Origin of the sequence: Ochrobactrum sp. EDr1-4 (assembly GCF_049199085.1) — a bacterium.
Lineage (GTDB): Bacteria > Pseudomonadota > Alphaproteobacteria > Rhizobiales > Rhizobiaceae > Brucella.
The window spans coordinates 20,793-42,468 of sequence record NZ_JBLZOF010000013.1; the positions used below are offsets into that span (position 1 = coordinate 20,793).

Consider the following 21,676-nt stretch of genomic DNA (forward strand, 5'->3'; position numbering starts at 1 on the left):
ATTGTGGAAATGGATGATGCATGATATATGATGTTCTTTGAGGTGCATGCCGGGGGCTCAGTAATTAAGAAGTCTTATAGTGACCTCGGTGCGCCCAGTTAGGCGCAAGGCGCTCTAAATGAAGATGAAAGGACAGGCGAGGATCTTGGCAACGCCGTTTTTGACTTAACCTGTTTCCAGGACAATCGAAAACCGGCCTTATGCAGACAAATAGGGAGTATAGCAGAGCCGAAGCCATCATGTCGCTTCACTCTGCAAATGGATATCTGGAGGAGTTACATGAGTTCAACCGAATATGTGGCCACTACCACGGCTGCTAAAGAGTATCCTGCCCATTCTCGCAGGAGCACGCTGTCCGGATTTATAGGAACAGCGCTGGAATACTATGATTTCGTCATTTATGGGTTGGCCGCTGCCACTGTCTTTAATACGCTTTTTTTTCCGAGCATTAATCCAACACTTGGCCTTTTGGCGAGTTTCGCCACTTATGCGGTAGGCTTCGCCGTCAGACCCATTGGTGGGTTGTGGCTGGGGGCTCTCGGCGATCGGATCGGTCGAAAAAAGATCTTAGTAATAACTATTGTACTCATGGGCGTGTCCACGTTCATCATCGGACTACTACCAACATACGCGCAAATAGGAATATGGGCTCCCATACTTCTGTTAACCATGCGTATCTTTCAAGGTTTTGGTGCTGGTGCTGAATTGGCAAGCGCGTCCGCTTTGCTTGTTGAAAGCGCGCCCGTCGAGCGAAGAGGCTTTATCGGGTCATTACTATGTATCGGAACGAATACAGGTACATTGATCGCGTCCACAGTCTGGCTCGCTGTCAGCCTATTGCCTCAGGAACAATTGTTAAGCTGGGGATGGCGGTTACCGTTTCTTGCAAGCTTCCTGGTTGCTGCATGGGGACTATGGATGCGTCGCGGCGTTCAGGAAAGTGCCACATTTACTGAAGTCGCTAAAAAGCAGGAGCACAAATCGCTTAAGCAGATTTACGCTGGCGTTTTTGGTCAAGGTCGCAAAGCGTTTCTGACTTGTTTTGGTCTGCGTCTTGGCGAAGGTGGTACCTCGATTATTTATCAGGTATTCCTGGTCGGATATATTGCGACCCTGCCAAATGCCACCAAAGCCACCGGCACTATGGCTCTCGTTATCGCATCGATTTTTGCTTATCTTAGCATTCCAATTATCGGAAAACTCATAGATAGGCATGGACGTAGACCGGTCTTTATGGCCCTCGCAGGGTTTCAGACACTTTTTGCATTTCCCGGTCTCTACATGATCAATACCGGTAATCAGTATCTAATCATTTTAGCATTTGTTCTAGCTTTTGGTACCTGCGTCCTTGGCATGTATGCGATCGCATCTTCTTGGATGGCGGAAATGTTTGGTTCGCGCTATCGCCTCGCAGGCATCACGGCATCAAAAGAAATAGGCGGACTTCTGGGCGCAGGCATCGCTCCTTTTGTATGCGCGGCGTTGATGTCCACCTTTCAAGCATGGTGGCCAATTGCACTTTACATCACCGTACTGGCAGGCATTTCATTTGTTTCGGCTTGCCTTGCTCCTGAAACGATAGGACGTGACCTTGTTGATGAAAGAGATGCTGTCTAAATGACCTAAGAAAATATCAAAATAAAACGCCGATCTGATTCTATTAGATCGGCGTTTTTCATTGCAAAACCATAAAAAAGAATGCTCCCTGCAATTACGCTGGAGCATTCTAAATCTTCCGCTTCAAGATAGAAGAAATATGGGAGGGTTAAGCTTCAGCATTAACTGAACTCATTTCTTGCTCAAGTTGTTCGATCAGATCGAGCCCCCACCTGATATCGTCTTCCATGGCCCGCCGGCTCCGGGCGTCATCTCTTGCCTCCAAAGCAGCAATTATCTCAAAGTGCTTGTGATCTTCACTGGAAAGATCGCGAACTGGTATTCTGTCGTGAAACAAGCGCAAAAATGGGCCCATCAGGACCCACATGTTTTCGCAAATGTTAACTACGATCGGCATATTGGAATAGGACATCACCGCAAAGTGAAAGTCACGATTAAGGTTAGAAGCTTTCGTAGGACTACTCTTGACAGCTTTTATAAAGTTCGCATTCAACGATTTTAGTTCACGAAGTTGGGCCGGTGTAATATTGAGAGCTGCAACTGAAGCTGCATGTCCTTCCAATTGCATACGAATAGCCTGCACTTCACGTAAGCTCGCGAAGTTTAGATCCGGCACCTGTACAGAGGTCGCAGCGCGCACATCCAGTGCACGCTCACTCACCAGACGAAAAATCGCTTCCCGAACCGGGGTAATGCTGGTTCCAAATTCTTCAGCAATTCCGGAGATGGTTAGACGCTGACCCGGCGCATATTGGCCATCCATGAGGGAATTGCGCAAGTTATTATAAAGCTGCAGCGAAAGGCTTTCGCGCGATATCTGCTTACCAGCCATTTTCCCCTCTCATTCTTTTGCCAATTCAACAAGTTCAATAAGAATGCCTTCTGGGTCTCGCATGTAAAGCCCTCGCAGACCGCTTGCAATACCTTCTGTGATTTCAGTCAGTTTTCCCTGTGATGCTCCACCATTCTGGCTGATCCGTGCGATGAGAGGATCCAGATTCTCGACGCGGAGACAAACATGTGCGACACCGGGTTGATTACCTGCCGGTCGAATGGCCTCCCCTCTTGCTGTCTGAAACTCTATAAACTCAATATGTGCCCCATGACCGTAGAGATGAACAAGCCGCACTTCCGCACCAGGAACACCCATGAAATCCGCGATCCACGGCTTCTTGCGCTCGCCAATTTGCTGGGCCTCGAAACCCATCACTTCGGTCCAGAATTTGACTGATCGTTCAATATTAGAAGTTATGAACCCGGTATGGTCAAACGATGTCCTTCCCCACTGGGTCTGATGAGCATCATGCTTTGTCATAATTTCATACTTTCTTGTTTTATGCTGTATTTTGCGAGCGCTTCCCAATTGATGTCGGTTCCGGCACCCGGCTTCGTATCTGCAAGCAGTTCCCCGTTTTCAATCACCGGATAATGTGTGTAAAAATCGTAGATTGGGTCTGCTCCGACCTCAGGCATGATCATTTCAACGGCTTCAACAGTCTCATTGGCGAAAGCAATATGCGCGTGCAGAAACGGGAAAACATGAGGTATCACCGGCAAGTTCTGTGCTTTTGCCAATACGACAGCATCGGCAGCTCCGGAAATCCCTCCGCTGACCGATGCATCGATACGAAGTATCCCTCCGCACTGTGCAACATCTCTGAAGCCCTGAAGGTCAATGACATCTTCACCAACGGCCAGAGGCGTATCGAGCTTGCGTGAAAGCTCTTCAATTGCTCGCCACTGCGTTGGAGCGAAAGGGTCCTCAATAAAGCGTGTTCCGAGGCTCTCCGCCATTCGGCAATAGGGCAGTGCCTCCGCGAGGTTTTTCCAGGACCAGTGCGCATCGATGCCAAATCCATGACCTTTGGGCAAAGCGCCGCTCAATGCTTCGATGACTGTTCTGTCTTCATCGATGTTGTTGCCATCAATCATCAATTTTATATTTCGGAAGCCGCGCTTGCACAAATCCCCACCTTGCGAGGCCGCAAGATCAGCAGACATACCATAGCCGATTACTGGCATGACCGGGACGCGATCACGAACGCCACCGAGCACAGCCCAAAGAGGCTGACCCAGATGTTTACACCAAGCATCGGTGAGAGCAATATCGCAAAGGCTTGCTCCGCGGACCATTGTAGCGCGGGGTGCAGGCGTGGCACCAAGCGCTGCTAGCTTCGGTGCAGCTCGCCGACTGGCCGTTGCTCCGATGTAAGAACGTGCTGCTGTCTGCGTTACTTCAAAAAGCGGTAGATTACGCTCGTATCCAGTCGCGTAGCCTTTCTCACCACTGGTGAGCGTGATTTCGACACAAACATAATCCCGCAAAGCAATGACGGCATTACCAAGTCTGACTGGATTTTGCAGTGGCACACGGGCATGCAGAATCCGTATTTGGTCAACCCGCACATCGGCCACGTCAATAATAGTCGCCATCAGCTCGCCAACCCCAGATCAACACTTGGTGTCAAGATGGAATTTGACGTCATCCCACCATCAACCATTAAAACCTGCCCTGTAACGAAACTTGCTGCATCTGAGGCTAAGAAAACAGCGGCTCCCTGAAGCTCTTCAGGTTTTGCCCAGCGCGCGAGTGGTGTCCTATCGATAACCTGCTGTTCAAAAGCTGAGTTCAGAACTTTTGAGTTCATCTCCGTAAGAATATAACCGGGACCGATCGCATTAACTGTAATGTTGTCGGGTCCGAGCTCTGCGGCTAAGCCACGTGTAAGCCCGACGACACCATGTTTTGCTGCGACATAGGAAATGACACCGGGGCGCGAACTGATGGCCATTACAGAGGCCGTTGAAATGATGCGACCATACTTCTGTTTCTTCATATGTATCGCACAGGCTCGTGCCAAAGCGTAAAGGGAAGAAAGGTTGATGTTGATCACCTTATTCCACGCATTCATGTCGTGCGCCTCAACAGGCTGTCGGATCAGGATGCCTGCATTATTCATCAATATGTCGATGCGGCCATGTTCCGCCACGATAGCATCAACGGCCTTTTCCGCCGCATCGAAGTCCGTTACATCGAAGGGAAGTGCAAAAGCCTTGCCGCCAGCATCATTGAGAGCGGCGGCTGCCGTTTTCGCGGTTTCCGGGTTGATATCGTTGATGATGACTGTCGCACCAGCCTGGCTGAAGCCCTGAGCCAGCGCAAAGCCAATGCCACGTCCGCTTCCCGTAATGAGAGCAACTTTTCCATGAAGAGAAAACTGGTCTAAGATCATGTTTTCGTGTGCCATTATCTTACCATCCCTCGATTTCTACAATTGCGTTGGCAATGTCAGCTGCTGTGATTGGCTTTTCGAACTTCTTCATATGCACTGCTGATGCAGATAGTTCTGAAATTGTATCGATATCGGAGTTGCTGGTGCCCTTATGGCCGAGGGCTGCGAGTTTCAAAGGCAGGCCTGCTAATCTGTAGAACCCGCGAATATCATTCATGAACTCTTCGCTTCGCCCCTCAAGCACCAATTGAACCAGCAAACCATAAGCGACCTGATGTCCATGCAAGGCATCGGCCACATTTGGAATAGCTGAAAGACCGCGGGTCATGCCATGAGAAACGGAGAGGCCACCGCTTTCAAAAGCGAGACCGCTCATAAGTACTGATGCTTCAACGATGGCTTCAAATTCGGGTGTCGTCTTGCCTTTGTCGACCGCTTCGAACGCCTTTTCTGTATGTTCGCGCAGAGTGTCATAACAAGCACGTGCAAGAGCGAGCGCAGTGCGTGGAGATTGAGCGCCAAATACGTTTTTCCCGTTCGCTCCAATACATTGTTCAACTTCGAATTTTTTTACGAACGCATCGCCAATGCCAGCTGATAGAAACGTCTTTGGGGCCTTGACGATGATCGCGGTATCGACAAGCACAAGCTCAGGATTACCCTTATTCTCTTCAACGCCCACCAGCTTGTGATTTTCATCATAAACCACTGCAATATGGCTGGTTGGTGAATCGTTGGATGCAATAGTCGGAATGGAAACAAAAGCTGCATTGATCGCGCGGCTTAGCAGCTTACCCGTATCAATAGCTTTACCTCCGCCCGCAGAGACAACTACATCAAACTCTTTCCCGGAAGAAAGAGCCGCGAGGCGTTCAATCTCTGCGTAGGTAATTTCTCCGCCAAAGTCCAGAAAAGTCGCCGTTACGTCAGCCTGCTGGCAAGAGTTAAGGATAATTTCCTCAACGATTGGCCGTGTTCGTTTATCGACGACGAAAGCTGCATTTTTTCCGATATTGGCAAGTTCTGCGCCAATAGTTGAGAGAGCGCCTTCGCCCTGAACATAACGCTGAGGTGCGCCAAAAATTATCATAGTCTTACTCACTCAGTTGAAATTGCAGGTGGAATTTTCAGGAGTTTGGGGTCAGATCCGGGGAGGATGGATCCATGAGTACAAAATCAATGAAGGCATCGATCTGACCCCGAAGCATGTGCGAACCTTCGTGTATAATAGCACCACGCTTTTTGGCTTCATTCAGTAGAGATGTTCTCGCGGGCTCCATAATAACCTCCGCAACAACTGTTCCCTTACCAATTGTCTCAATGTCGACCGGCAGCAGGTCGCCCGGCTTCATGCCGAGTGCTGTGCCATTCACGACAAGATCAAAACTTTCAGCATTAGCCGGACCAACTTTGATCGGGGTTCCAGGGTAAAGGGCAGTCAACCTTGCTACAAGTACTTCAGCTTTGGCTGATGTGCGATTTGCAATAACGAGTTCGCTGATATCTGCCCGAAGAAGGGCTTCGGCAATTGCAATCGCCACGCCGCCAGCACCGACCAGCAGTGTCTTTTTACCACGAGGGTTGAGCCCTTTATCATTCAATCCCATAACGAAGCCAATACCATCAAGCATCCGGCCAGTCAGGCTCATATCTTCACCTCTGCGAATGACATTTGTGACAAGTAAATCGGCAGCAACACCTTCCAGAACGTCACAGTGACGTGCTGCTGTTTCTTTGTGAGGAATAGTCACGATCATTCCGGCAACGCTCTGCGCAGAGCGAAGCATCGCTATGTGAGCGCCAAGATCATCAGATGAGACCTGCCAGGGCACGAGCACAGCATTGATACCGCGTTCGGCACAACGCGCATTGAAAAGTGCCGGCGTTTTTAGATGCTTTGATGGATATGATAGATGAACGAGGACCTTAGTACGCCCGTCGATTGGCATTATTTTCTCCCAGTATTGAAAAACTGCGCGTGCAGGATTTCGAAGCTCTTAATTCTCCCAAATCATATGCAAGAGCCAGTACTAATGATGCATGATATTTTATCGGCGTCAATCTTAAAGACCCATTAAAAGACAAAACTATATCATATATGATGCATGATATGTTGACGAATATCGGAATCGCTGTTACTTCGTTAGTGCGCTTCTAAAGTGCGGGAGGAGCATGCTCCTTAGTGCTGCGTCGCGGAGGGATATTGACCTTTCTCGCTGCCGTCAGAATAGCGCCACGCATGCTGACTGCTTGATGTTCAATAAGGTGAAACAGCGTTCTTGGATCGAATTATGAAAAATACAGAATTAACACGTGAGCAGATCGAACTTCTCACGGACAGAGCAGAATTCGTCAGGCTGGAAACGATCCGCCTGATCAGCATTGCTAAGGTTGGCCATTATTCATCGGTGTTTTCATGCGCTGAGATTTTTTCGGCTTTGTATTATGATGTAATGAATATTCGGCGCGGCGAACCAAAATGGGCCGATCGTGACCGGTTTTTGATGGGTAAAGGCCACGCTGCGGTCGGGCTGTTCCCTATTCTGGCAGATCTTGATTTCTTCGATAAATCTTGGCTCGATGATTACACCCGGCTTGGCAGCCCGCTCGGCGATCATCCTGATATGCGAAAAGTTCCCGGTGTTGATTTCAGCTCGGGTTCCATCGGTCACGCTCTGTCTAATGGCGCAGGAATGCTCCTTGGTGCGCGCATGCAAAAGCAGGATTTCAACGCTTTTGTCCTGCTCGGAGATGGTGAAATGCAGGAAGGCCAGGTGTGGGAGGCCGCATTGGGTGCATCAAGCCATGGGCTATCCAACCTAATAGCCATCGTTGATCGCAACGGTTATCAGCTTGATGGTAAAGTTGACGATGTTATCGCTATTGAACCTTTGGATGAAAAATGGCGCGCATTTGGCTGGGAAGTACATGTCGTTGATGGTCACGATATCGTTGCTCTGACCGAATTGCTCCGACAGGTGAAAGCCGACAAGCAGCGTACTAAGCCATGTTGCATCATTGCTAAGACCAGCAAGGGCAAAGGCATAGATTATATGGAAACAGAGCCAGGCTGGCATTTGGGCTACCTGTCGCCAATCGATTCCGAAAATGCTCGTCAGACAATTCTTAACGCGGGAGCAAAGTAATGACTGCTCATCTCACACCTGAGTCCTGGCAATATCGCGACCTCAACAAGCGTGCGCCATCCTTGTCGGTTCTGTCTGACGTACTCATTGAACTTGCCGAGCAAGGGCATCCTGTTGCCGCAGGAACGGCCGATCTTCAGCACTCCAATGGCTTGGTTGGTTTCGTAGAGCGCTTCCCCGAACGGTTTGTACAGTTCGGCATTTCGGAGCAGAATATGGTTTCTGCAGCGGCCGGAATAGCAACAACGGGAATGATCCCGTATGTAGCCACTTTCGCATCATTCCTCGGCTTGCTTGCTTGTGAGCAAATTCGCATGGATGTCGCTTATTGTGCACAACCCGTACGTCTGATCGGCCACCACACTGGCATATCTATGGGGTTTTATGGTACATCCCACCACGCCACGGAAGATATTTCTACAATGCGCGCAATTGCTGATCTGACGGTTATTTCGCCGTCCGACGGCGTTCAATATGCGGCACTTTTGCGCGAATCCGCTACTTACGCACAGCCGATCTATTTCCGTACCGGACGCGGTCAGGATCCAGTCGTTTACGAGGCTGGCGAGCCGTTCAAGATTGGCAAGGCAAAGGTTCATGGACTGGGCAAAGACGTCACTATCATCGCTTGTGGTATGGCCGTCCATGGTGCCAAGGCTGCGGTCAAAGCGTTGAACGAAAAAGGCCATTCAGTCGGTCTCATTGATATGCATACAATAAAGCCACTTGACGTCGAAGCCGTTCAGGAAGCTGCTAAATATTCGAAAATTATCCTGACCGTTGAAGAGCATAATATCCTTGGCGGACTTGGCTCGGCAGTGGCGGAAGTATTGGCGGAGCAGCCATCAAAAGCCAGGCTGGTACGTCATGGAATAATGGATGAATTCAGCCTCATCGCGCCGCCCACACATCTCTATCGTCATTACAAACTTGATGCTGCAGGGATTGAGGAAATCGCAAAGCTGCATATTTAAGTCGAGCATGGGTTAATACGTGAAAATTAAGGTAATTCCGGTGAGCTTCTCTGCTCACCGGGTCACAAATTTATCCATGATTTGAGCAACAATCTGCATTCGGCTCCTCACCAGCATCAATGTGGCTCCATAAACACTTGAAGGGATATGAACCACTGGCCCCTGTAATTGGGCGATGTATTGATTGCCAGTCAAGATTCATGGCGATTGCTCTAACCTTTAGCAGCACACTTGAAAATTTATGGACCATCGACCCAGTTTATTTTTTGCATGACCACCATAGGGTCGAAGACGGGATGTCCGGCATTGTTGAAAAACTGAAAAGCAGTCAGTAATATAACCTTTGCAGTTTGATCGTCTCCAAATTGGTTCAGGATCGGAATTTTAAAAGCGCTCCCCCAAAAAAAGAAAATATATTTGGCTATGCCATTAAACTATTCCAAAAATACAAATTGATGGATATTTTTCTGTATATACACTTATATAATCTGTATTTAATACAATAATTTCTTGCTCATTTATATCTACAAATGCCGAGAATGATCATTTATATGTATTTTTACTGCCATCGCGGGCGCCGACACAAAAGATAAAGGTGATATGAATCTATCTTTTCTAACGAAATTTCGATGTAATCTAAACCATTTTCTATAGCCCCCCCTATTTTTGTGATGTAACATTGCTCAATTGTATATTTTTTTAACATTTGTGATAAAATTAATTCACCAAAAGAAAAATGTTCCGGTTCAATTTTAATACCCCATTTGCTTTTACAGTAATTCTCACATAATAAAATTCTTGTAATATGACATATATATTTATAACTATTATTTCAAGAGTTAGCCATATATTTTATTATAAAAAATATATGGCGTGTGCTCAATAGGATATTATATAGTAATATTTTAATAAAATTATTATCTATAATATGTGATATATTATTTTATAAGAATTATCCACCCTGTATACAATTGCAATTGACCCAGGTTCAACAGTCACGCTATTTATTTATATCTGCTTCGACAATATCTGTTATACACACAAATCATTAGAGCCTGAATCATAATGAATGTAACGATATCAGGCTCTTGCGATACGCCGCGTAAGGAAGCGGATATTTGCGATGTAAATCCACGCTTCGGAAGAAGCGATGGTTTTCTCAAAGTCTTTGGCCAGTCTGCGACACCTTCCCAGCCATGCAAATGTGCGCTCGACAACCCATCGACGCGGGATGACTTCAAAACCTTCAGCGCGATCGGTCCTCTTGACGATTTCCAGTGTAAACTTCCCGACCTTTTCTAACCGGCCTTTGAGCTTTGGTCCTGCGTATCCACCGTCAGCAAAGATATGACGCAACCACGGCCAGCGTTTGAGAATGCTCTTCAAGACACCCGGTGCACCGTCTCTGTCCTGAATGCCGGCCGAATGAACCATGAGACCAACCATCAAACCGAGTGTATCAACCACAATATGACGCTTGCGTCCGTTGATCTTTTTCCCAGCATCAAAGCCACGTATTCCGCCACTTTCCGTAGTTTTCACCGACTGGCTATCGATCACACCAGCAGTAGGACTAGGCTGCTTATCCGCCAACTCGCGTGCTGCCATCACGAGCGTGTTGTTGATTGCGTTCAGTGTTCCCTCATCCCGCCACCGGTAAAAGTATTTCTGTACCGTGGAAAACGGTGGGAAATCCGTTGGCAGAAGCCGCCAGGTGCAGCCCGAGGAAGCGATGTAAAGAAGAGAGTTCACCACCTCCCGCAGATAGGTCTTCCGAGGCCGTCCAAGGTGTTTGGACGCGGGCATCAGGGGCTCAATAATCAACCATTCCGCATCCGTTAAATCACTTGCATAACGCGAATTGCGACGGTCATACTGTCGGCGAGCGGTTTCAGTCCAGGTCATCGTGATCTCCATCGTATGTCAGAAATCCGATTGAATCATAACCAACTGAAATCGCTCAACACATTTTGGAACAGGCTCTTAGTGCCGCGGTTTATTGTCAACCTTCTCGGAACAGTTTTACGAGTATGCCTTCAATGGATTGTACTGCACGCGTTGGGGGGGTATCAGACGGTATATCCAGTACAAAAGCCCTTCTCAAGGTTGGCACAATCGGGAGGACAGACAAACCTGACAGATCTCGCTCTCCCATAACTGCTCCTTCCCCCAGAACAGTAATACCCAGTCCAGCTCTGATCGCCTGTTTTGTTGTCGCCACGCCTTCAATCTCCCGAGAGACTTTCAGATCGATTTCAAGCCTTAATGCCTCTCGCTCCAGTAGAATTCGTATTCCGTGCCGGCGCGTCGGAAGAATAAGCGGTAAGGCCAAAACATCTGCAATCTGCAGCTTTTTTTTGCTTGCTTCAAAATATCCCGGAGGCCCCACAACAAAGAGTGGCTCATCAAAAAGCGGCGTAGCAGTCGGCTTGGCGACATCACGCAGATTGACGACCAGATTAAAAATGCCCGTATCCACGCCGGAGCGCAAAGTCTGGCTGTCTCCCTCCGCAATCCTTAAACTGATCTTCGGAAATCTGGCTGAACATTCTTCGATCAACGGAACCGCTATGCGCGGCGCAACTGAACTGATAATTCCAAGCGACACTTCTCCCGTCGGAAATTCTGCCTGCTCACGCGTAGCAGCTTCAGCCTTATCCAGTGCACGCAGAATAGATTGCGCGTGTTCCAGAAGTGTCATTCCCGCCTCGGTTGCAATGACGCCTCTAGCATTTCTGATAAGCAATTGCACGCCCAGCTGTTCTTCAAGCATTCTCATATGAAAACTAAGCGCGGGCTGAGCGACACCGAGATCCATCGAGGCTCGTGTAATTGAGCCCAACTCCGCAATTCTCACAAAGTATCGCATTTTGAGAAGGTCCAGAGACATATTTTAAAACTCTCTCATCATACATTTTATATATGTTAAATATCTCCTATATATATTTGTCTTGATACCTAAAAGCCCCTAAGAGCGATTTGAGGACAAGTTTTGGGAGGTATCTATGAAACTGAAAATAATTCTGAGCGCAGTCATGCTTTTCGGCTCTGCGACGGTTTATTCGGCGAGTGCCGATCAGCTTGATGACATTAAAGCCGCAGGAAAGCTCAATTGCGGTGTATTGACGAATTCCCCACCTTTAGGCTTTCAGGACCGCACATCACGAGAACCAGCTGGTTATGAAATTGATCTCTGCCGGATGCTCGCCAAGCATATCGGCGTTGAGCCACAGCTGACAGCTGTTTCACCGCAGACCCGTATGGCCGAACTGACACAGGGCCGCGTCGATATTCTTTCTTCATTGCTAAGCTATAGCAAAGAGCGAGCCGAGCAGGTCGATTTCAGCGGTGCCTACATTGCTGAAGATTTCAACTTCGTTGTTCTCGACAGTTCGGACATCAAAAGCGTGGACGATCTGTCCGGTCAGCGCATTGGTCTGGTTAAAGGCTCTGTTCTTATTCCTCTGGCGGAAAAAAGACTGCCGGATGCTCGTCTGCTGTCATTTGAAACAAGCGCTGCATCATTTCTTGCATTGCAGCAGGGCAAAGTTAAAGCCACTGTCTATCGCTTTTCTGAAGGCAAGGCTGTAGAGCGTAACGCAGGCGATAAGATCAAAGCACTTCGCTTCCTTGATGAGCCTCTTTTGTCCATGCCGTCCGGTTTTGCGATCCGCAAAGGCTCTCCCGAGCTCCTCAAAACCATCAATGAATTTCTCGCTGAACTCGAAACGTCCGATGAAGGCCATAAGCTTTATGATAAATGGCTTGGCAAAGATTCCGACCTGAAAGCAACGCGTAAATTCGAGTTCGGCAAGCCACAATCGAGCTGGCTGGATCAGTAAGAACAAAATCATAATAGGCATTTAGCATGGGTTACCAACTCGACTTTTCAAAGGTCCTGGAGGGGGATTACTTATACCTTCTCCTTCAGGGGCTGAATACGACGATGATCCTGTTTGCTCTGTCGTGGATCATCGGTCTTGCACTGGCAGTTGTCCTCACAGTCATACGGGCTATCGAATTTAAGCCTACCCAGTTTCTGGTTGCGGCGTTCGTCGAGTACCATCGCAATGTACCAATTCTAGTGCAGCTTTTTGTCTGGTATTTCGGCTTCGCTTACATTCTGCCGGAAAGTGTAAATGACTACCTTAACGATATTGGCGCTGAGATCGGCTACGCTATTATAGCGCTGGCGCTGAACAAAGCGGCCTATATGTCCGAAGACTTCCGCAGTGGTCTGCGCGCAATTCATCCGGCACAAATGGAAGCCGCTCGCTCTATCGGGCTAAACTATCTCGGAGCAATGCGCTGGGTTATTCTTCCACAGGCGTGGCGACTGGCACTGCCTGCTTTGCTTGGCCAAACTCTGATCCTGTTTAAGGCAACAAGCCTTGCTGCGGCTATCGGCGTGGCTGAACTGAGCTATCAGGCGCGCTACATTGAAGAGCAGACCTTCCGGATTTTTGAAGCTTATGGCGCAGCCACTGCAATCTACATGGCGATCTCTTTTGCAATCATGTGGATTTCATCTGTCCTTTCCAAGCGTTTTGAACTGCGAGTAAAATAATGTTGCAAATTCTCCAGGATTACGGGCTGATGCTGCTCGTTGGTGAATATCCGCACGGTAAGCTGGGCGGTCTCGCACTCACCCTGATCATTTCCTTTTCCAGCCTTATCGTCACATTCCCCTGCAGTGTTCTGATCGCCCTCGCCCGCACGGGAAAATCAAAACCATTGCGGATGATCGCAACCGGCTTTGTCAATTGCGTGCGCGCGATACCACTGCTTATGCTGATCTTCTGGGCTTATTTCGCCCTGCCTGTCGTTATTGGTGTTCCCATAGACGCAACGCTTACGCTGATTGTTGCTATCGTTATTTATCAGACGGCTTATCTTGGCGAGATCATTGCTGCGGGTATTGAAGGCCTTCCAAAAGGACAGCGAGAAGCCGCAGAAGCACTGGGGCTTGGCTATATTCCAACAACGCTGCGTATTATTCTGCCACAGGCACTTTTCAATGTCATACCGGGCATTGTTAATCAGCTGACCACTATCATTAAAGAATCGTCGCTGGGATCTATCATTGCTGTCCCTGAACTTTCCTATGTTATGTTGCAGGTCAACTCCAATGAAGTAACCAAGCCGATGCAGATCTTCGGTTTGCTGGCTGCCAGCTACTTTATCCTCTGCTTCATGCTCAGCCAGGCGACCAACTGGCTTGAAAGACGCGTTTCTAACAAACGCACAGGACGCGTTATTGTGGAGGCAGCAGCATGATCGAGTTTGATGACGTCTCAAAGTGGTATGGAACGCAGCAAGTTCTCAAGAACATCACTGCTACAGTGGAAAAAGGCACCACCATCGTCTTATGTGGCCCGTCCGGCTCAGGAAAGTCCACGCTGGTACGCACAGTCAACCGACTTGAAGAAATCCAATCCGGAAAGATTACCCTGTCGGGCAATGACATTCACGGCCCGAAAGTCGACGTGAATAAATTACGAACCGGGATCGGATTTGTATTCCAGCAATTCAATCTTTTCCCGCATCTCAGTGTCGTTGAAAACGTCATGCTTCCTCTGCTCAGACTAAAGAAGCAGTCAAGGAAGCAGGCTTTGCCAATAGCTATGGAAATGCTGGAGCGTGTTGGCCTTCCCGACAAAGCCAATGCTTTACCGGCTGATATATCCGGCGGCCAGTCGCAGCGCGTCGCGATCGCCCGATCGCTGATATTGCGACCGGAAGTGCTTATACTCGATGAGCCGACCAGTGCACTTGATCCTGAAATGGTGAAGGAAGTTCTGAAACTGCTCTTAAGGCTATCCGATGAGGGCATAACCATGATGTGCGTCACGCATGAAATGGGCTTCGCCCGCAATGTTTCTGATCGAATCTGGTTTTTAAAAAGCGGAGAACTGGGTCTGAATGCAGCGCCTGAAGATTTCTTCTCTTCCGGTGCTCCCGATGAGGTCCAGAAGTTTCTGTCAGCGGTCAAACGCGCGCACTGACGTGCAGACCTGTGTCAGACTTAGAGCATGTCTCCCAAAAGTGGGAACCGGTTTTGGGATAAAGACATTCCTAAAACAAAGAGTTAGAGCGAGCGCAGTGGTTACGATTAAGCGCGACACGCCCTAGAAACTCCGGCAAACTTTTACGATTGAGGTTTTATGGCTATGAATGCTTCAGTTTATAAACTAACTGACACTCAGACCGAAGTGGTCATCGAGATTAAGAACATGCACAAGTGGTACGGTGAATTCCATGTTCTGCGTGATATCAATCTGAAAGTTATGCGCGGCGAACGCATTGTTGTTGCTGGCCCTTCGGGTTCCGGCAAGTCAACCATGATCCGTTGCGTCAACCGTCTGGAAGAACACCAGAAGGGCCAGATCATCGTTGATGGCATTGAGCTTACCAATGATCTCAAGAAGATTGATGAAGTGCGTCGTGAAGTTGGTATGGTGTTTCAGCACTTCAACCTCTTCCCGCATCTGACCATTCTGGAAAATTGCACGCTGGCACCGATCTGGGTGCGCAAAATGCCAAAGAAGCAGGCGGAAGAAATCGCCATGCACTATTTGAAGCGCGTGAAGATTCCGGAACAGGCGAATAAATATCCGGGCCAGCTTTCGGGCGGTCAGCAGCAGCGTGTGGCAATTGCCCGAGCGCTCTGCATGAACCCGAAGGTGATGCTGTTTGATGAGCCGACTTCGGCACTGGACCCGGAAATGGTCAAGGAAGTGCTGGATACGATGGTCAGCCTTGCCGATGAAGGCATGACCATGATCTGCGTGACGCATGAAATGGGCTTTGCGCGTCAGGTTGCAAACCGCGTTATCTTTATGGATCAGGGCCAAATCGTTGAAGAAAATGCGCCAGCTGAGTTCTTCGACAATCCGCAACACGAGCGCACCAAGCTGTTCCTGAACCAGATACTGCACTAGAGTCGCGGTTAATCGTGTCCACTGCGCTCACTCTATCTCTTTGTTTTAAGCATGTCTTTATCCCAAAACCGGTTACCACTTTTGGGATACATGCTTTGGCCTCAGACGCTGAACTAAGTTCCCAAAAAGAAAAAGCCGCAGAGCGATATGCGCTCTGCGGCTTTTTAACGAATGGTCCTGATTTATCAGGCGTGGCTGCCCCATGGGCCGTGGTGAATATCCTTGCCATCAACACGGTCGAAACCATGCGCGCCAAAGAAATCACGCTGTGCCTGAATGACGTTGGCTGTGCCGCGCGAACGACGATAGCTGTCAAAGTATCCAAGTGCAGATGCGAGCGCTGGCACTGGCAATCCAGCCAGTACAGCAGTCGAAACAACGCGCCGCAATGCGCCGTCTGTTTCATTAATGAGCGCGGCAAAAGCCGGTGTCACAATAAGATTGGCGGCATCTGGCGCAGCTTCAAATGCACTCGCAATCTCATCAAGGAACTGCGAGCGGATAATGCAACCCTCGCGCCAGATCTTGGCGATGGTTGGCATTGGCAGGTTCCAGTTAAACTCCCGCGATGCGGCGGAAAGCGTCGCAAATCCCTGCGCATAAGCGCCAATTTTGGCTGCCAGAAGAGCATTTTCCAGATCATCAATGAAAGCCGCCTTATCAGCAACTGACAAAGCAGGCACAGGTGGCAGTCCGAGAGTATCTTCCGCAGCGACACGCTCTTCCTTGAGCGAGGAAATGCAACGCGCAGCAACAGCAGCTTCAATGCTGGTCGCAGCAACGCCCATATTCTGCGCTTCAATAACAGACCATTTTCCGGTGCCTTTTTGCCCTGCTTTATCAAGGATAATATCGACAACCGGATTTCCAGTGGCCGGATCACTTGCAGCCAGCACCTTCTCGGTAATTTCGATCAGATAGGAATTCAGGCGTCCCTTGTTCCACTTGCCGAAAACTTCTCCGATTTCAGCAGCCGACATGCCCAGACCATCGCGCAGGACACCATAAATTTCAGCGATCATCTGCATATCGGCATATTCAATGCCATTATGGATGGTCTTCACAAAATGACCCGCGCCATTTTCACCAAGCCACGCGACGCATGGTTCATCATTAAATTTCGCAGCAATCGACTTCAAAACCGACTGAACGCGATTGTAAGATTCCTCTGTGCCGCCGACCATAATCGAAGGACCATGCCGCGCGCCTTCTTCACCGCCGGAAACACCCATGCCAATGAAGGTCAGACCGCTTTCTTTGAGGCTTTCAAAACGACGCATCGTATCGCGGAAGTTTGCATTCCCCGCATCGATCATAATATCGCCATCGGACAGATGACCAGCAAGCGCATCCATCTGCTGATCAACGGCTTCACCCGCCTTGATCATGATAATGATCGGGCGCGGCGGACGAATGGCAGCGATGAATTCTTCGATTGTTTCGCATGGGATAATCTGGCTCTGAAGCTCGCCAGCATCCGCATAAAACTTGCGTGTCGCTTCAACTGTGCGATTAAACACAGCGATACGGTTGCCCTTCTCAGCAATATTCAGCGCCAGATTAGACCCCATAACGCCGAGGCCGATCAGGCCTATTTCAGCTTGCGACATCGAAATTCTCCATTTTCAATTCTTGTCCCGAAGAGCGCTTGCGCATGGTTGCGCAAGCCTCTTTCTCCATCCTGCATCAGAAACTTAGCTGAACTTTCATAGACTGACTACGATCTCCGGCTATTTCAAATGCCTTGATTGCGTCCTCAATCGGATAAACAGCCGACAGAAGTGGCTTGAGATTGACGCGCTTCGTATTGATCAGATCAACGGCCAGACCAAATTCTTCATGGAAACGGAATGTGCCTTTCAATTCAATCTCTTTTGCAACGATGGTATTCTGCGGAAGCGACATATCACCACCGAGTCCAAGCTGCACCAGAACCGAGCGCGGCCTCAATACATCCAACCCGCTGCGGATGGCCTGTTCATTGCCGGATGCCTCAAACTGGACGTCGAAATAGCCTTTATTCGCTGCGTAGGCAGCAAGCGCCTGCGGGTTTTTCGCGATATTAATGACCTTATCTGCACCAACCGCAAGAGCCTTTTCCAGCACCGCATCCATAACGTCGGTCGCGACGATCTCACAGGCACCATGCGCACGTGCCGCAATGATAGCCAGCGCACCGATCGGTCCGCAACCGCTAACCAGAACGCGCTTGCCCAGCAGGCTGCCAGCGCGCGCAACCGCATGCAAGGTCACGGCAAATGGCTCAGCCATTGCTGCTTCATTGATGGAAATATCTTCAGCAATCTTGAAGCATTGTGCCTGTTCAGCCACCAATCGCTGGCGGAATGCGCCCTGAATATGCGGCATAGGCATTGCACTGCCATAAAAGCGCATATTAAAGCAGTGGTTCTGCATCCCTTTCTGACAATATTCGCAATCGCCACATGGACGGCTTGGCGAGACGACAACCCGATCACCGATGGCAAGACCGGACACACCACTTCCAAGAGCAACGACCGTTCCGGCGACTTCGTGTCCGAGGATCATCGGTTCGCGCACGCGAACCGCGCCAAAGCCACCATGGTTATAATAGTGAAGATCGGAGCCGCAAATGCCGCCCGCTTCAATATTCACTTCCACTTGTCCGGCACCTGCGGTTTCAGTCTCCCGCTCCTCAATACGCAAATCTTTTGCGGCGTGAATGACAATAGCTTTCATGGGTTTCCCTCAAACAACCGGGGTAAGCAGGGCTGAACCGGCAAAATGCGCAGTCAGATTGTCGCGCACGAGTTTGCCCATTGCCTGACGCGTTTCGAGTGTGCCCGAACCGTGATGCGGTTGCAGAACCACGTTATCAAGAGCAAAAAAGCGCTCATCGATATTTGGCTCATTCAGGAAGACGTCGAGCCCTGCACCCTTGATTGTTTTGCCTTCAAGCGCCGTAAGCAGTGCAGCTTCATCAACGGTCGAACCGCGCGAAACATTAACCAGAATGCCCTGTTCACCGAGCGCCTCTAATACAGCGCCGTCGATGATATTACGGGTCGCATTACCACCTGAAAGCGTGACGATCAGGAATTCCGACCATTTCGCCATTTCAAGAAGATTCTGGAAGAAAGGACAGGCAACGCCATCGCGCTGGCTTCTGCTGAAATAAGCGACATCACAGTCAAATGCGGCCAGTCGCTTTGCAACGGCCGCGCCGATGCGTCCAAATCCAACTACGCCAACGCGTTTACCACTGACGCGCGTTACCAGTTCCATATTGCCTTTGGTCCATTTGCCGTCACGTACAAAGCGATCACCTTGTGGCAGCTTACGCGCAGTTGCGAGCAGCAATGCAACGCCCTGATCAGCGACATCAGCGGTCAGAACATCAGGCGTATTAGTAACCCGAATGCCAGCGCCGCGCGCATGTTCAAGATCAATCGCGTCAGTCCCCACACCGTAGCAGGAAACGATTTCCAGCTTCGGCAATGATTTCATCAGACTTGCTGATGCACCAAGTTCTCCACGGGTCGCGATTGCGCGGATTTCGGGCGCATGCTCAGCGATAAAAGCATCCCGATCCTGCGCTTCATAGACCTTATGAACCTGATATTGTGCTTCAAGATCAGCGAGGTCCCATTCAGGATAAGCGCCCATCAGGAGAATTTGAGGTTTAGACATGTGTGCACCGTAATAATTTCGGAAAGGTTGGTTAGCGCCTGCTGGCGACCAGAGGCAGCGCAAGATCAACGATACTCTGGACCGAACGCTCAATATCGACGATGATCGCATCGTCTTCTTCGGTCGGAATTTCCAGCGTTGTAAGCTGACTATCGAGTAATGCTGCCGGCATATAATGGTTCTGGCGCGCTGACATGCGATCAAACAGCAATTGTCTTGGCCCATGCAGGCAAACAAATTTCAGCGGGCGCCCCGTCGAAACTCTCAGACGATCTCTGTAAGTTTTTCGCAATGCTGAACAGGAGACAACGACTTTTGGCGCTGCGGCAAGCCTGCTGCCGATTGCATCAAGCCAGGGCCAGCGATCATCATCATTGAGCGCAATACCAGCCTGCATTTTTGAAACATTGGCCGGTGAATGCAGCTCATCACCTTCAATAAACTCGGCCTGAAGATAGTCCGCGAGAAGACGTCCGACTGATGATTTACCGCAGCCGGAAACCCCCATCACAATGACAGGGGCTGGCCATGTTAAATCAGAGGCAAGTGGTGATTCCGCCATCAACATAGAGAGTGTGTCCATTTACAAATGACGATGCCGGTGCAGACAAAAACACTGCTGCTCCGATCAGCTCTTCCACATCACCCCAGCGTCCTGCGGGGGTGCGCTTTTCCAGCCATGACGAAAACTCTTCGCTGTCCACGAGGGCCTGATTGAGTGGTGTCTTGAAATAGCCCGGCGCAATGGCATTGATCTGCAAACCATAACGCGCCCAGTCTGCGCACATACCGCGGGTAAGGTTTTTTATAGCGCCTTTGGTTGCGGTATAAGGTGCAATGCCCGGACGAGCGAGTTCACTCTGAACAGACGCAATATTGATAATCTTGCCTTTGCCGCGTTCAATCATGAAACGCGCTGCTGCCTGTCCCGCATAAAAGGCGCTGGAAATATTCGTTGTAAGCAACTGCTCCCATCGATCAGCAGGAAAATCCTCGAGCGGTGAGCGGAACTGCATTCCGGCATTATTGATCAGGATATCGATAGGCCCCTGATTTTTCTCAATCGCGGACACGCCTTCCTGAACGGCGTTTGCATTTGTCACATCAAACGCCGCCGTCTCAACTGCATATCCCTGTGCGCGCAAAGATGCAGCCGCAGCTTCAAGCTTTTCAGCATCGCGACCATTAAGGACAACCTCAGCGCCATGCGCAGCCAGTCCGCCAGCAACTGCAAGACCAATACCCTGCGAAGAACCTGTAATAAGGGCACGTTTGCCGCTGAGATCAAAAAGTGAAAACGACATGGTTCATCCCATCGAAAATATCAACATCACGTCAGAACCGCCATCATTCCGGCTCCCTTAATTGGAGCACATCACTGGCTGATGGCGGTCTTGGCTTAAATTATGCTTCGACGACGAGGCCTTTAGCTTTCAGTACAGCTTCAAGATTGCTGACTTCAACCACGGTCTTCCCAGCCTTATAAGCAGCGATGTAACCTGCTTCAGCATCTTCGCGGGCTTGTGAGAGCTTGGCAACTTCACGCGCTTCATCTTTGCGGACCACGACAAGGCCGTCTGCATCGCCAACGATAATGTCGCCCGGATTGATGATTTCATCACCGACAATGATAGGCTCATTGGTGGCACCAAGCGTCTCTTTCACAGTGCCCTTAATGCAAACGCTGAGCGAGAATACAGGGAAGCCGAGTTCACGGAGCTGCAACGTATCGCGAACGCCGGTATCTGTAACAAGACCACCAATACCCTTTGCCAGACATGCATTGGCAAGAACATCACCGAACGAGCCAGCTTCTTCATATTCGCCAGCGGAAACAACAATAATGTCGCCCGGCTGCGCATAATTGATTGCAACCTGAAGCATAATATTATCGCGCGGAGCACACTTCACTGTGAACGCAGGACCGCAAAGTTTCATGCCAACATCAACTGGCTTCAAACGCGACGACAGCGCACCACGACGGCCCTGAGCCTCATGAATTGTTGCAGGCGAAAACTTCGAAAGCGCTGCAACCTCTTCACGCGATGGACGGTCAAATTTCTGCTTTAGGGTAACCACGGCAAATCCTCCTCTGT

At 49.5% G+C, this 21,676-nt stretch carries 22 protein-coding genes; 8 read left to right on the forward strand and 14 right to left on the reverse strand.

Annotation, left to right across the window (positions count from 1 at the left end; genetic code table 11):
- Positions 1 to 279 precede the first annotated feature (279 nt).
- Entirely contained in the window at positions 280 to 1,617 is a 1,338-nt protein-coding gene (locus tag ACOZHT_RS22555) for an MFS transporter (RefSeq protein ID WP_421566684.1), read from the forward strand.
- Positions 1,618 to 1,765: 148 nt separating this feature from the next.
- Here ACOZHT_RS22555 and ACOZHT_RS22560 read toward each other — a convergent pair whose 3' ends face one another.
- The 6 genes from ACOZHT_RS22560 to ACOZHT_RS22585 are packed head-to-tail and all read right to left on the reverse strand — an operon-like array spanning position 1,766 to position 6,799.
- Positions 1,766 to 2,449, reverse strand: a complete 684-nt coding sequence (locus tag ACOZHT_RS22560; RefSeq protein WP_421566685.1) for a GntR family transcriptional regulator — start codon at positions 2,447 to 2,449, stop codon at positions 1,766 to 1,768.
- A 9-nt stretch (positions 2,450 to 2,458) separates the two neighbouring features.
- Complete coding sequence (locus ACOZHT_RS22565) at positions 2,459 to 2,932, reverse strand: VOC family protein (RefSeq protein ID WP_421566686.1); 474 nt, start codon at positions 2,930 to 2,932, stop codon at positions 2,459 to 2,461.
- On the reverse strand, positions 2,929 to 4,050 hold the full coding sequence (locus ACOZHT_RS22570; RefSeq protein WP_421566687.1) for a mandelate racemase/muconate lactonizing enzyme family protein: 1,122 nt from the start codon (positions 4,048 to 4,050) through the stop codon (positions 2,929 to 2,931). The genes ACOZHT_RS22565 and ACOZHT_RS22570 overlap by 4 nt, the downstream gene beginning before the upstream one ends.
- Complete coding sequence (locus ACOZHT_RS22575; RefSeq protein WP_421566688.1) at positions 4,050 to 4,865, reverse strand: SDR family NAD(P)-dependent oxidoreductase; 816 nt, start codon at positions 4,863 to 4,865, stop codon at positions 4,050 to 4,052. The genes ACOZHT_RS22570 and ACOZHT_RS22575 overlap by 1 nt, the downstream gene beginning before the upstream one ends.
- Before the next feature lie 4 nt (positions 4,866 to 4,869).
- On the reverse strand, positions 4,870 to 5,940 hold the full coding sequence (locus tag ACOZHT_RS22580; protein ID WP_421566689.1) for a glycerol dehydrogenase: 1,071 nt from the start codon (positions 5,938 to 5,940) through the stop codon (positions 4,870 to 4,872).
- Between the two features lie 37 nt (positions 5,941 to 5,977).
- A complete protein-coding gene (locus tag ACOZHT_RS22585; RefSeq protein WP_421566690.1) occupies positions 5,978 to 6,799 on the reverse strand; it encodes a shikimate dehydrogenase family protein in 822 nt (273 codons plus the stop codon).
- Positions 6,800 to 7,141: 342 nt separating this feature from the next.
- Between ACOZHT_RS22585 and ACOZHT_RS22590 the strand changes: the two genes are divergently transcribed.
- On the forward strand, positions 7,142 to 7,996 hold the full coding sequence (locus tag ACOZHT_RS22590) for a transketolase (RefSeq protein WP_421566691.1): 855 nt from the start codon (positions 7,142 to 7,144) through the stop codon (positions 7,994 to 7,996).
- Complete coding sequence (locus tag ACOZHT_RS22595; RefSeq protein WP_421566692.1) at positions 7,996 to 8,970, forward strand: transketolase family protein; 975 nt, start codon at positions 7,996 to 7,998, stop codon at positions 8,968 to 8,970. The genes ACOZHT_RS22590 and ACOZHT_RS22595 overlap by 1 nt, the downstream gene beginning before the upstream one ends.
- A gap of 1,080 nt (positions 8,971 to 10,050) precedes the next feature.
- Here ACOZHT_RS22595 and ACOZHT_RS22600 read toward each other — a convergent pair.
- Together ACOZHT_RS22600 and ACOZHT_RS22605 are read right to left on the reverse strand one after the other, a co-directional pair.
- Entirely contained in the window at positions 10,051 to 10,875 is an 825-nt protein-coding gene (locus ACOZHT_RS22600) for an IS5 family transposase (protein ID WP_421566693.1), read from the reverse strand.
- 97 nt (positions 10,876 to 10,972) lie between these two features.
- Positions 10,973 to 11,860 (reverse strand): LysR family transcriptional regulator, encoded by an 888-nt coding sequence (locus tag ACOZHT_RS22605; protein WP_421566694.1) that lies wholly within the window; start codon positions 11,858 to 11,860, stop codon positions 10,973 to 10,975.
- A gap of 115 nt (positions 11,861 to 11,975) precedes the next feature.
- Between ACOZHT_RS22605 and ACOZHT_RS22610 the strand changes: the two genes are divergently transcribed.
- The 5 genes from ACOZHT_RS22610 to ACOZHT_RS22630 all read left to right on the forward strand — a co-directional run bounded on the left by ACOZHT_RS22610 (position 11,976) and on the right by ACOZHT_RS22630 (position 15,911).
- The gene (locus ACOZHT_RS22610) at positions 11,976 to 12,812 is read left to right on the forward strand and encodes a transporter substrate-binding domain-containing protein (protein WP_421566695.1); all 837 of its coding nucleotides are present in this window, start codon (positions 11,976 to 11,978) and stop codon (positions 12,810 to 12,812) included.
- 26 nt (positions 12,813 to 12,838) lie between these two features.
- Positions 12,839 to 13,537 (forward strand): amino acid ABC transporter permease, encoded by a 699-nt coding sequence (locus ACOZHT_RS22615; protein ID WP_421566696.1) that lies wholly within the window; start codon positions 12,839 to 12,841, stop codon positions 13,535 to 13,537.
- Positions 13,537 to 14,247 (forward strand): amino acid ABC transporter permease, encoded by a 711-nt coding sequence (locus tag ACOZHT_RS22620; RefSeq protein WP_421566697.1) that lies wholly within the window; start codon positions 13,537 to 13,539, stop codon positions 14,245 to 14,247. The genes ACOZHT_RS22615 and ACOZHT_RS22620 overlap by 1 nt, the downstream gene beginning before the upstream one ends.
- Positions 14,244 to 14,975 carry an amino acid ABC transporter ATP-binding protein gene (locus ACOZHT_RS22625; RefSeq protein WP_421566698.1) on the forward strand — a complete coding sequence of 244 codons (732 nt, stop codon included), beginning with the start codon at positions 14,244 to 14,246 and terminating at the stop codon, positions 14,973 to 14,975. Before ACOZHT_RS22620 ends, ACOZHT_RS22625 begins: the two co-directional genes overlap by 4 nt.
- A 159-nt stretch (positions 14,976 to 15,134) precedes the next feature.
- The gene (locus ACOZHT_RS22630; RefSeq protein ID WP_421566699.1) at positions 15,135 to 15,911 is read left to right on the forward strand and encodes an amino acid ABC transporter ATP-binding protein; all 777 of its coding nucleotides are present in this window, start codon (positions 15,135 to 15,137) and stop codon (positions 15,909 to 15,911) included.
- 185 nt (positions 15,912 to 16,096) lie between these two features.
- On the opposite strand, the gene gndA is transcribed toward ACOZHT_RS22630, so the two are convergent.
- From gndA to ACOZHT_RS22660, 6 genes are all read right to left on the reverse strand, one after another.
- Positions 16,097 to 17,521, reverse strand: coding sequence for an NADP-dependent phosphogluconate dehydrogenase (gene gndA / locus ACOZHT_RS22635; protein WP_421566700.1), 1,425 nt, complete (start codon positions 17,519 to 17,521; stop codon positions 16,097 to 16,099).
- Positions 17,522 to 17,597: 76 nt separating this feature from the next.
- Positions 17,598 to 18,629, reverse strand: coding sequence for an L-idonate 5-dehydrogenase (locus tag ACOZHT_RS22640; protein ID WP_421566701.1), 1,032 nt, complete (start codon positions 18,627 to 18,629; stop codon positions 17,598 to 17,600).
- A 9-nt stretch (positions 18,630 to 18,638) separates the two neighbouring features.
- Complete coding sequence (locus ACOZHT_RS22645) at positions 18,639 to 19,580, reverse strand: 2-hydroxyacid dehydrogenase (RefSeq protein ID WP_421566702.1); 942 nt, start codon at positions 19,578 to 19,580, stop codon at positions 18,639 to 18,641.
- Positions 19,581 to 19,611: 31 nt separating this feature from the next.
- Positions 19,612 to 20,148 carry a gluconokinase gene (locus ACOZHT_RS22650; RefSeq protein WP_421566703.1) on the reverse strand — a complete coding sequence of 179 codons (537 nt, stop codon included), beginning with the start codon at positions 20,146 to 20,148 and terminating at the stop codon, positions 19,612 to 19,614.
- Positions 20,117 to 20,884, reverse strand: coding sequence for an SDR family oxidoreductase (locus tag ACOZHT_RS22655; protein WP_421566704.1), 768 nt, complete (start codon positions 20,882 to 20,884; stop codon positions 20,117 to 20,119). Before ACOZHT_RS22655 ends, ACOZHT_RS22650 begins: the two co-directional genes overlap by 32 nt.
- Positions 20,885 to 20,984: 100 nt before the next feature.
- On the reverse strand, positions 20,985 to 21,659 hold the full coding sequence (locus tag ACOZHT_RS22660; protein ID WP_421566705.1) for a 4-carboxy-4-hydroxy-2-oxoadipate aldolase/oxaloacetate decarboxylase: 675 nt from the start codon (positions 21,657 to 21,659) through the stop codon (positions 20,985 to 20,987).
- Positions 21,660 to 21,676 lie beyond the last annotated feature (17 nt).

What these genes read in the sequence shown, in the direction of transcription:
- ACOZHT_RS22585 (WP_421566690.1), bottom strand. Translation starts at nt 6,799, where the DNA reads ATGCCAATCGACGGGCGTACTAAGGTCCTCGTTCATCTATCATATCCA.
- ACOZHT_RS22590 (WP_421566691.1), top strand. Translation starts at nt 7,142, where the DNA reads ATGAAAAATACAGAATTAACACGTGAGCAGATCGAACTTCTCACGGAC.
- ACOZHT_RS22625 (WP_421566698.1), top strand. Translation starts at nt 14,244, where the DNA reads ATGATCGAGTTTGATGACGTCTCAAAGTGGTATGGAACGCAGCAAGTT.
- ACOZHT_RS22610 (WP_421566695.1), top strand. Translation starts at nt 11,976, where the DNA reads ATGAAACTGAAAATAATTCTGAGCGCAGTCATGCTTTTCGGCTCTGCG.
- gndA (WP_421566700.1), bottom strand. Translation starts at nt 17,521, where the DNA reads ATGTCGCAAGCTGAAATAGGCCTGATCGGCCTCGGCGTTATGGGGTCT.
- ACOZHT_RS22620 (WP_421566697.1), top strand. Translation starts at nt 13,537, where the DNA reads ATGTTGCAAATTCTCCAGGATTACGGGCTGATGCTGCTCGTTGGTGAA.
- ACOZHT_RS22600 (WP_421566693.1), bottom strand. Translation starts at nt 10,875, where the DNA reads ATGACCTGGACTGAAACCGCTCGCCGACAGTATGACCGTCGCAATTCG.
- ACOZHT_RS22570 (WP_421566687.1), bottom strand. Translation starts at nt 4,050, where the DNA reads ATGGCGACTATTATTGACGTGGCCGATGTGCGGGTTGACCAAATACGG.
- ACOZHT_RS22615 (WP_421566696.1), top strand. Translation starts at nt 12,839, where the DNA reads ATGGGTTACCAACTCGACTTTTCAAAGGTCCTGGAGGGGGATTACTTA.
- ACOZHT_RS22605 (WP_421566694.1), bottom strand. Translation starts at nt 11,860, where the DNA reads ATGTCTCTGGACCTTCTCAAAATGCGATACTTTGTGAGAATTGCGGAG.
- ACOZHT_RS22645 (WP_421566702.1), bottom strand. Translation starts at nt 19,580, where the DNA reads ATGTCTAAACCTCAAATTCTCCTGATGGGCGCTTATCCTGAATGGGAC.
- ACOZHT_RS22650 (WP_421566703.1), bottom strand. Translation starts at nt 20,148, where the DNA reads ATGTTGATGGCGGAATCACCACTTGCCTCTGATTTAACATGGCCAGCC.
- ACOZHT_RS22640 (WP_421566701.1), bottom strand. Translation starts at nt 18,629, where the DNA reads ATGAAAGCTATTGTCATTCACGCCGCAAAAGATTTGCGTATTGAGGAG.
- ACOZHT_RS22575 (WP_421566688.1), bottom strand. Translation starts at nt 4,865, where the DNA reads ATGGCACACGAAAACATGATCTTAGACCAGTTTTCTCTTCATGGAAAA.
- ACOZHT_RS22560 (WP_421566685.1), bottom strand. Translation starts at nt 2,449, where the DNA reads ATGGCTGGTAAGCAGATATCGCGCGAAAGCCTTTCGCTGCAGCTTTAT.
- ACOZHT_RS22630 (WP_421566699.1), top strand. Translation starts at nt 15,135, where the DNA reads ATGGCTATGAATGCTTCAGTTTATAAACTAACTGACACTCAGACCGAA.
- ACOZHT_RS22595 (WP_421566692.1), top strand. Translation starts at nt 7,996, where the DNA reads ATGACTGCTCATCTCACACCTGAGTCCTGGCAATATCGCGACCTCAAC.
- ACOZHT_RS22565 (WP_421566686.1), bottom strand. Translation starts at nt 2,932, where the DNA reads ATGACAAAGCATGATGCTCATCAGACCCAGTGGGGAAGGACATCGTTT.
- ACOZHT_RS22555 (WP_421566684.1), top strand. Translation starts at nt 280, where the DNA reads ATGAGTTCAACCGAATATGTGGCCACTACCACGGCTGCTAAAGAGTAT.
- ACOZHT_RS22580 (WP_421566689.1), bottom strand. Translation starts at nt 5,940, where the DNA reads ATGATAATTTTTGGCGCACCTCAGCGTTATGTTCAGGGCGAAGGCGCT.
- ACOZHT_RS22655 (WP_421566704.1), bottom strand. Translation starts at nt 20,884, where the DNA reads ATGTCGTTTTCACTTTTTGATCTCAGCGGCAAACGTGCCCTTATTACA.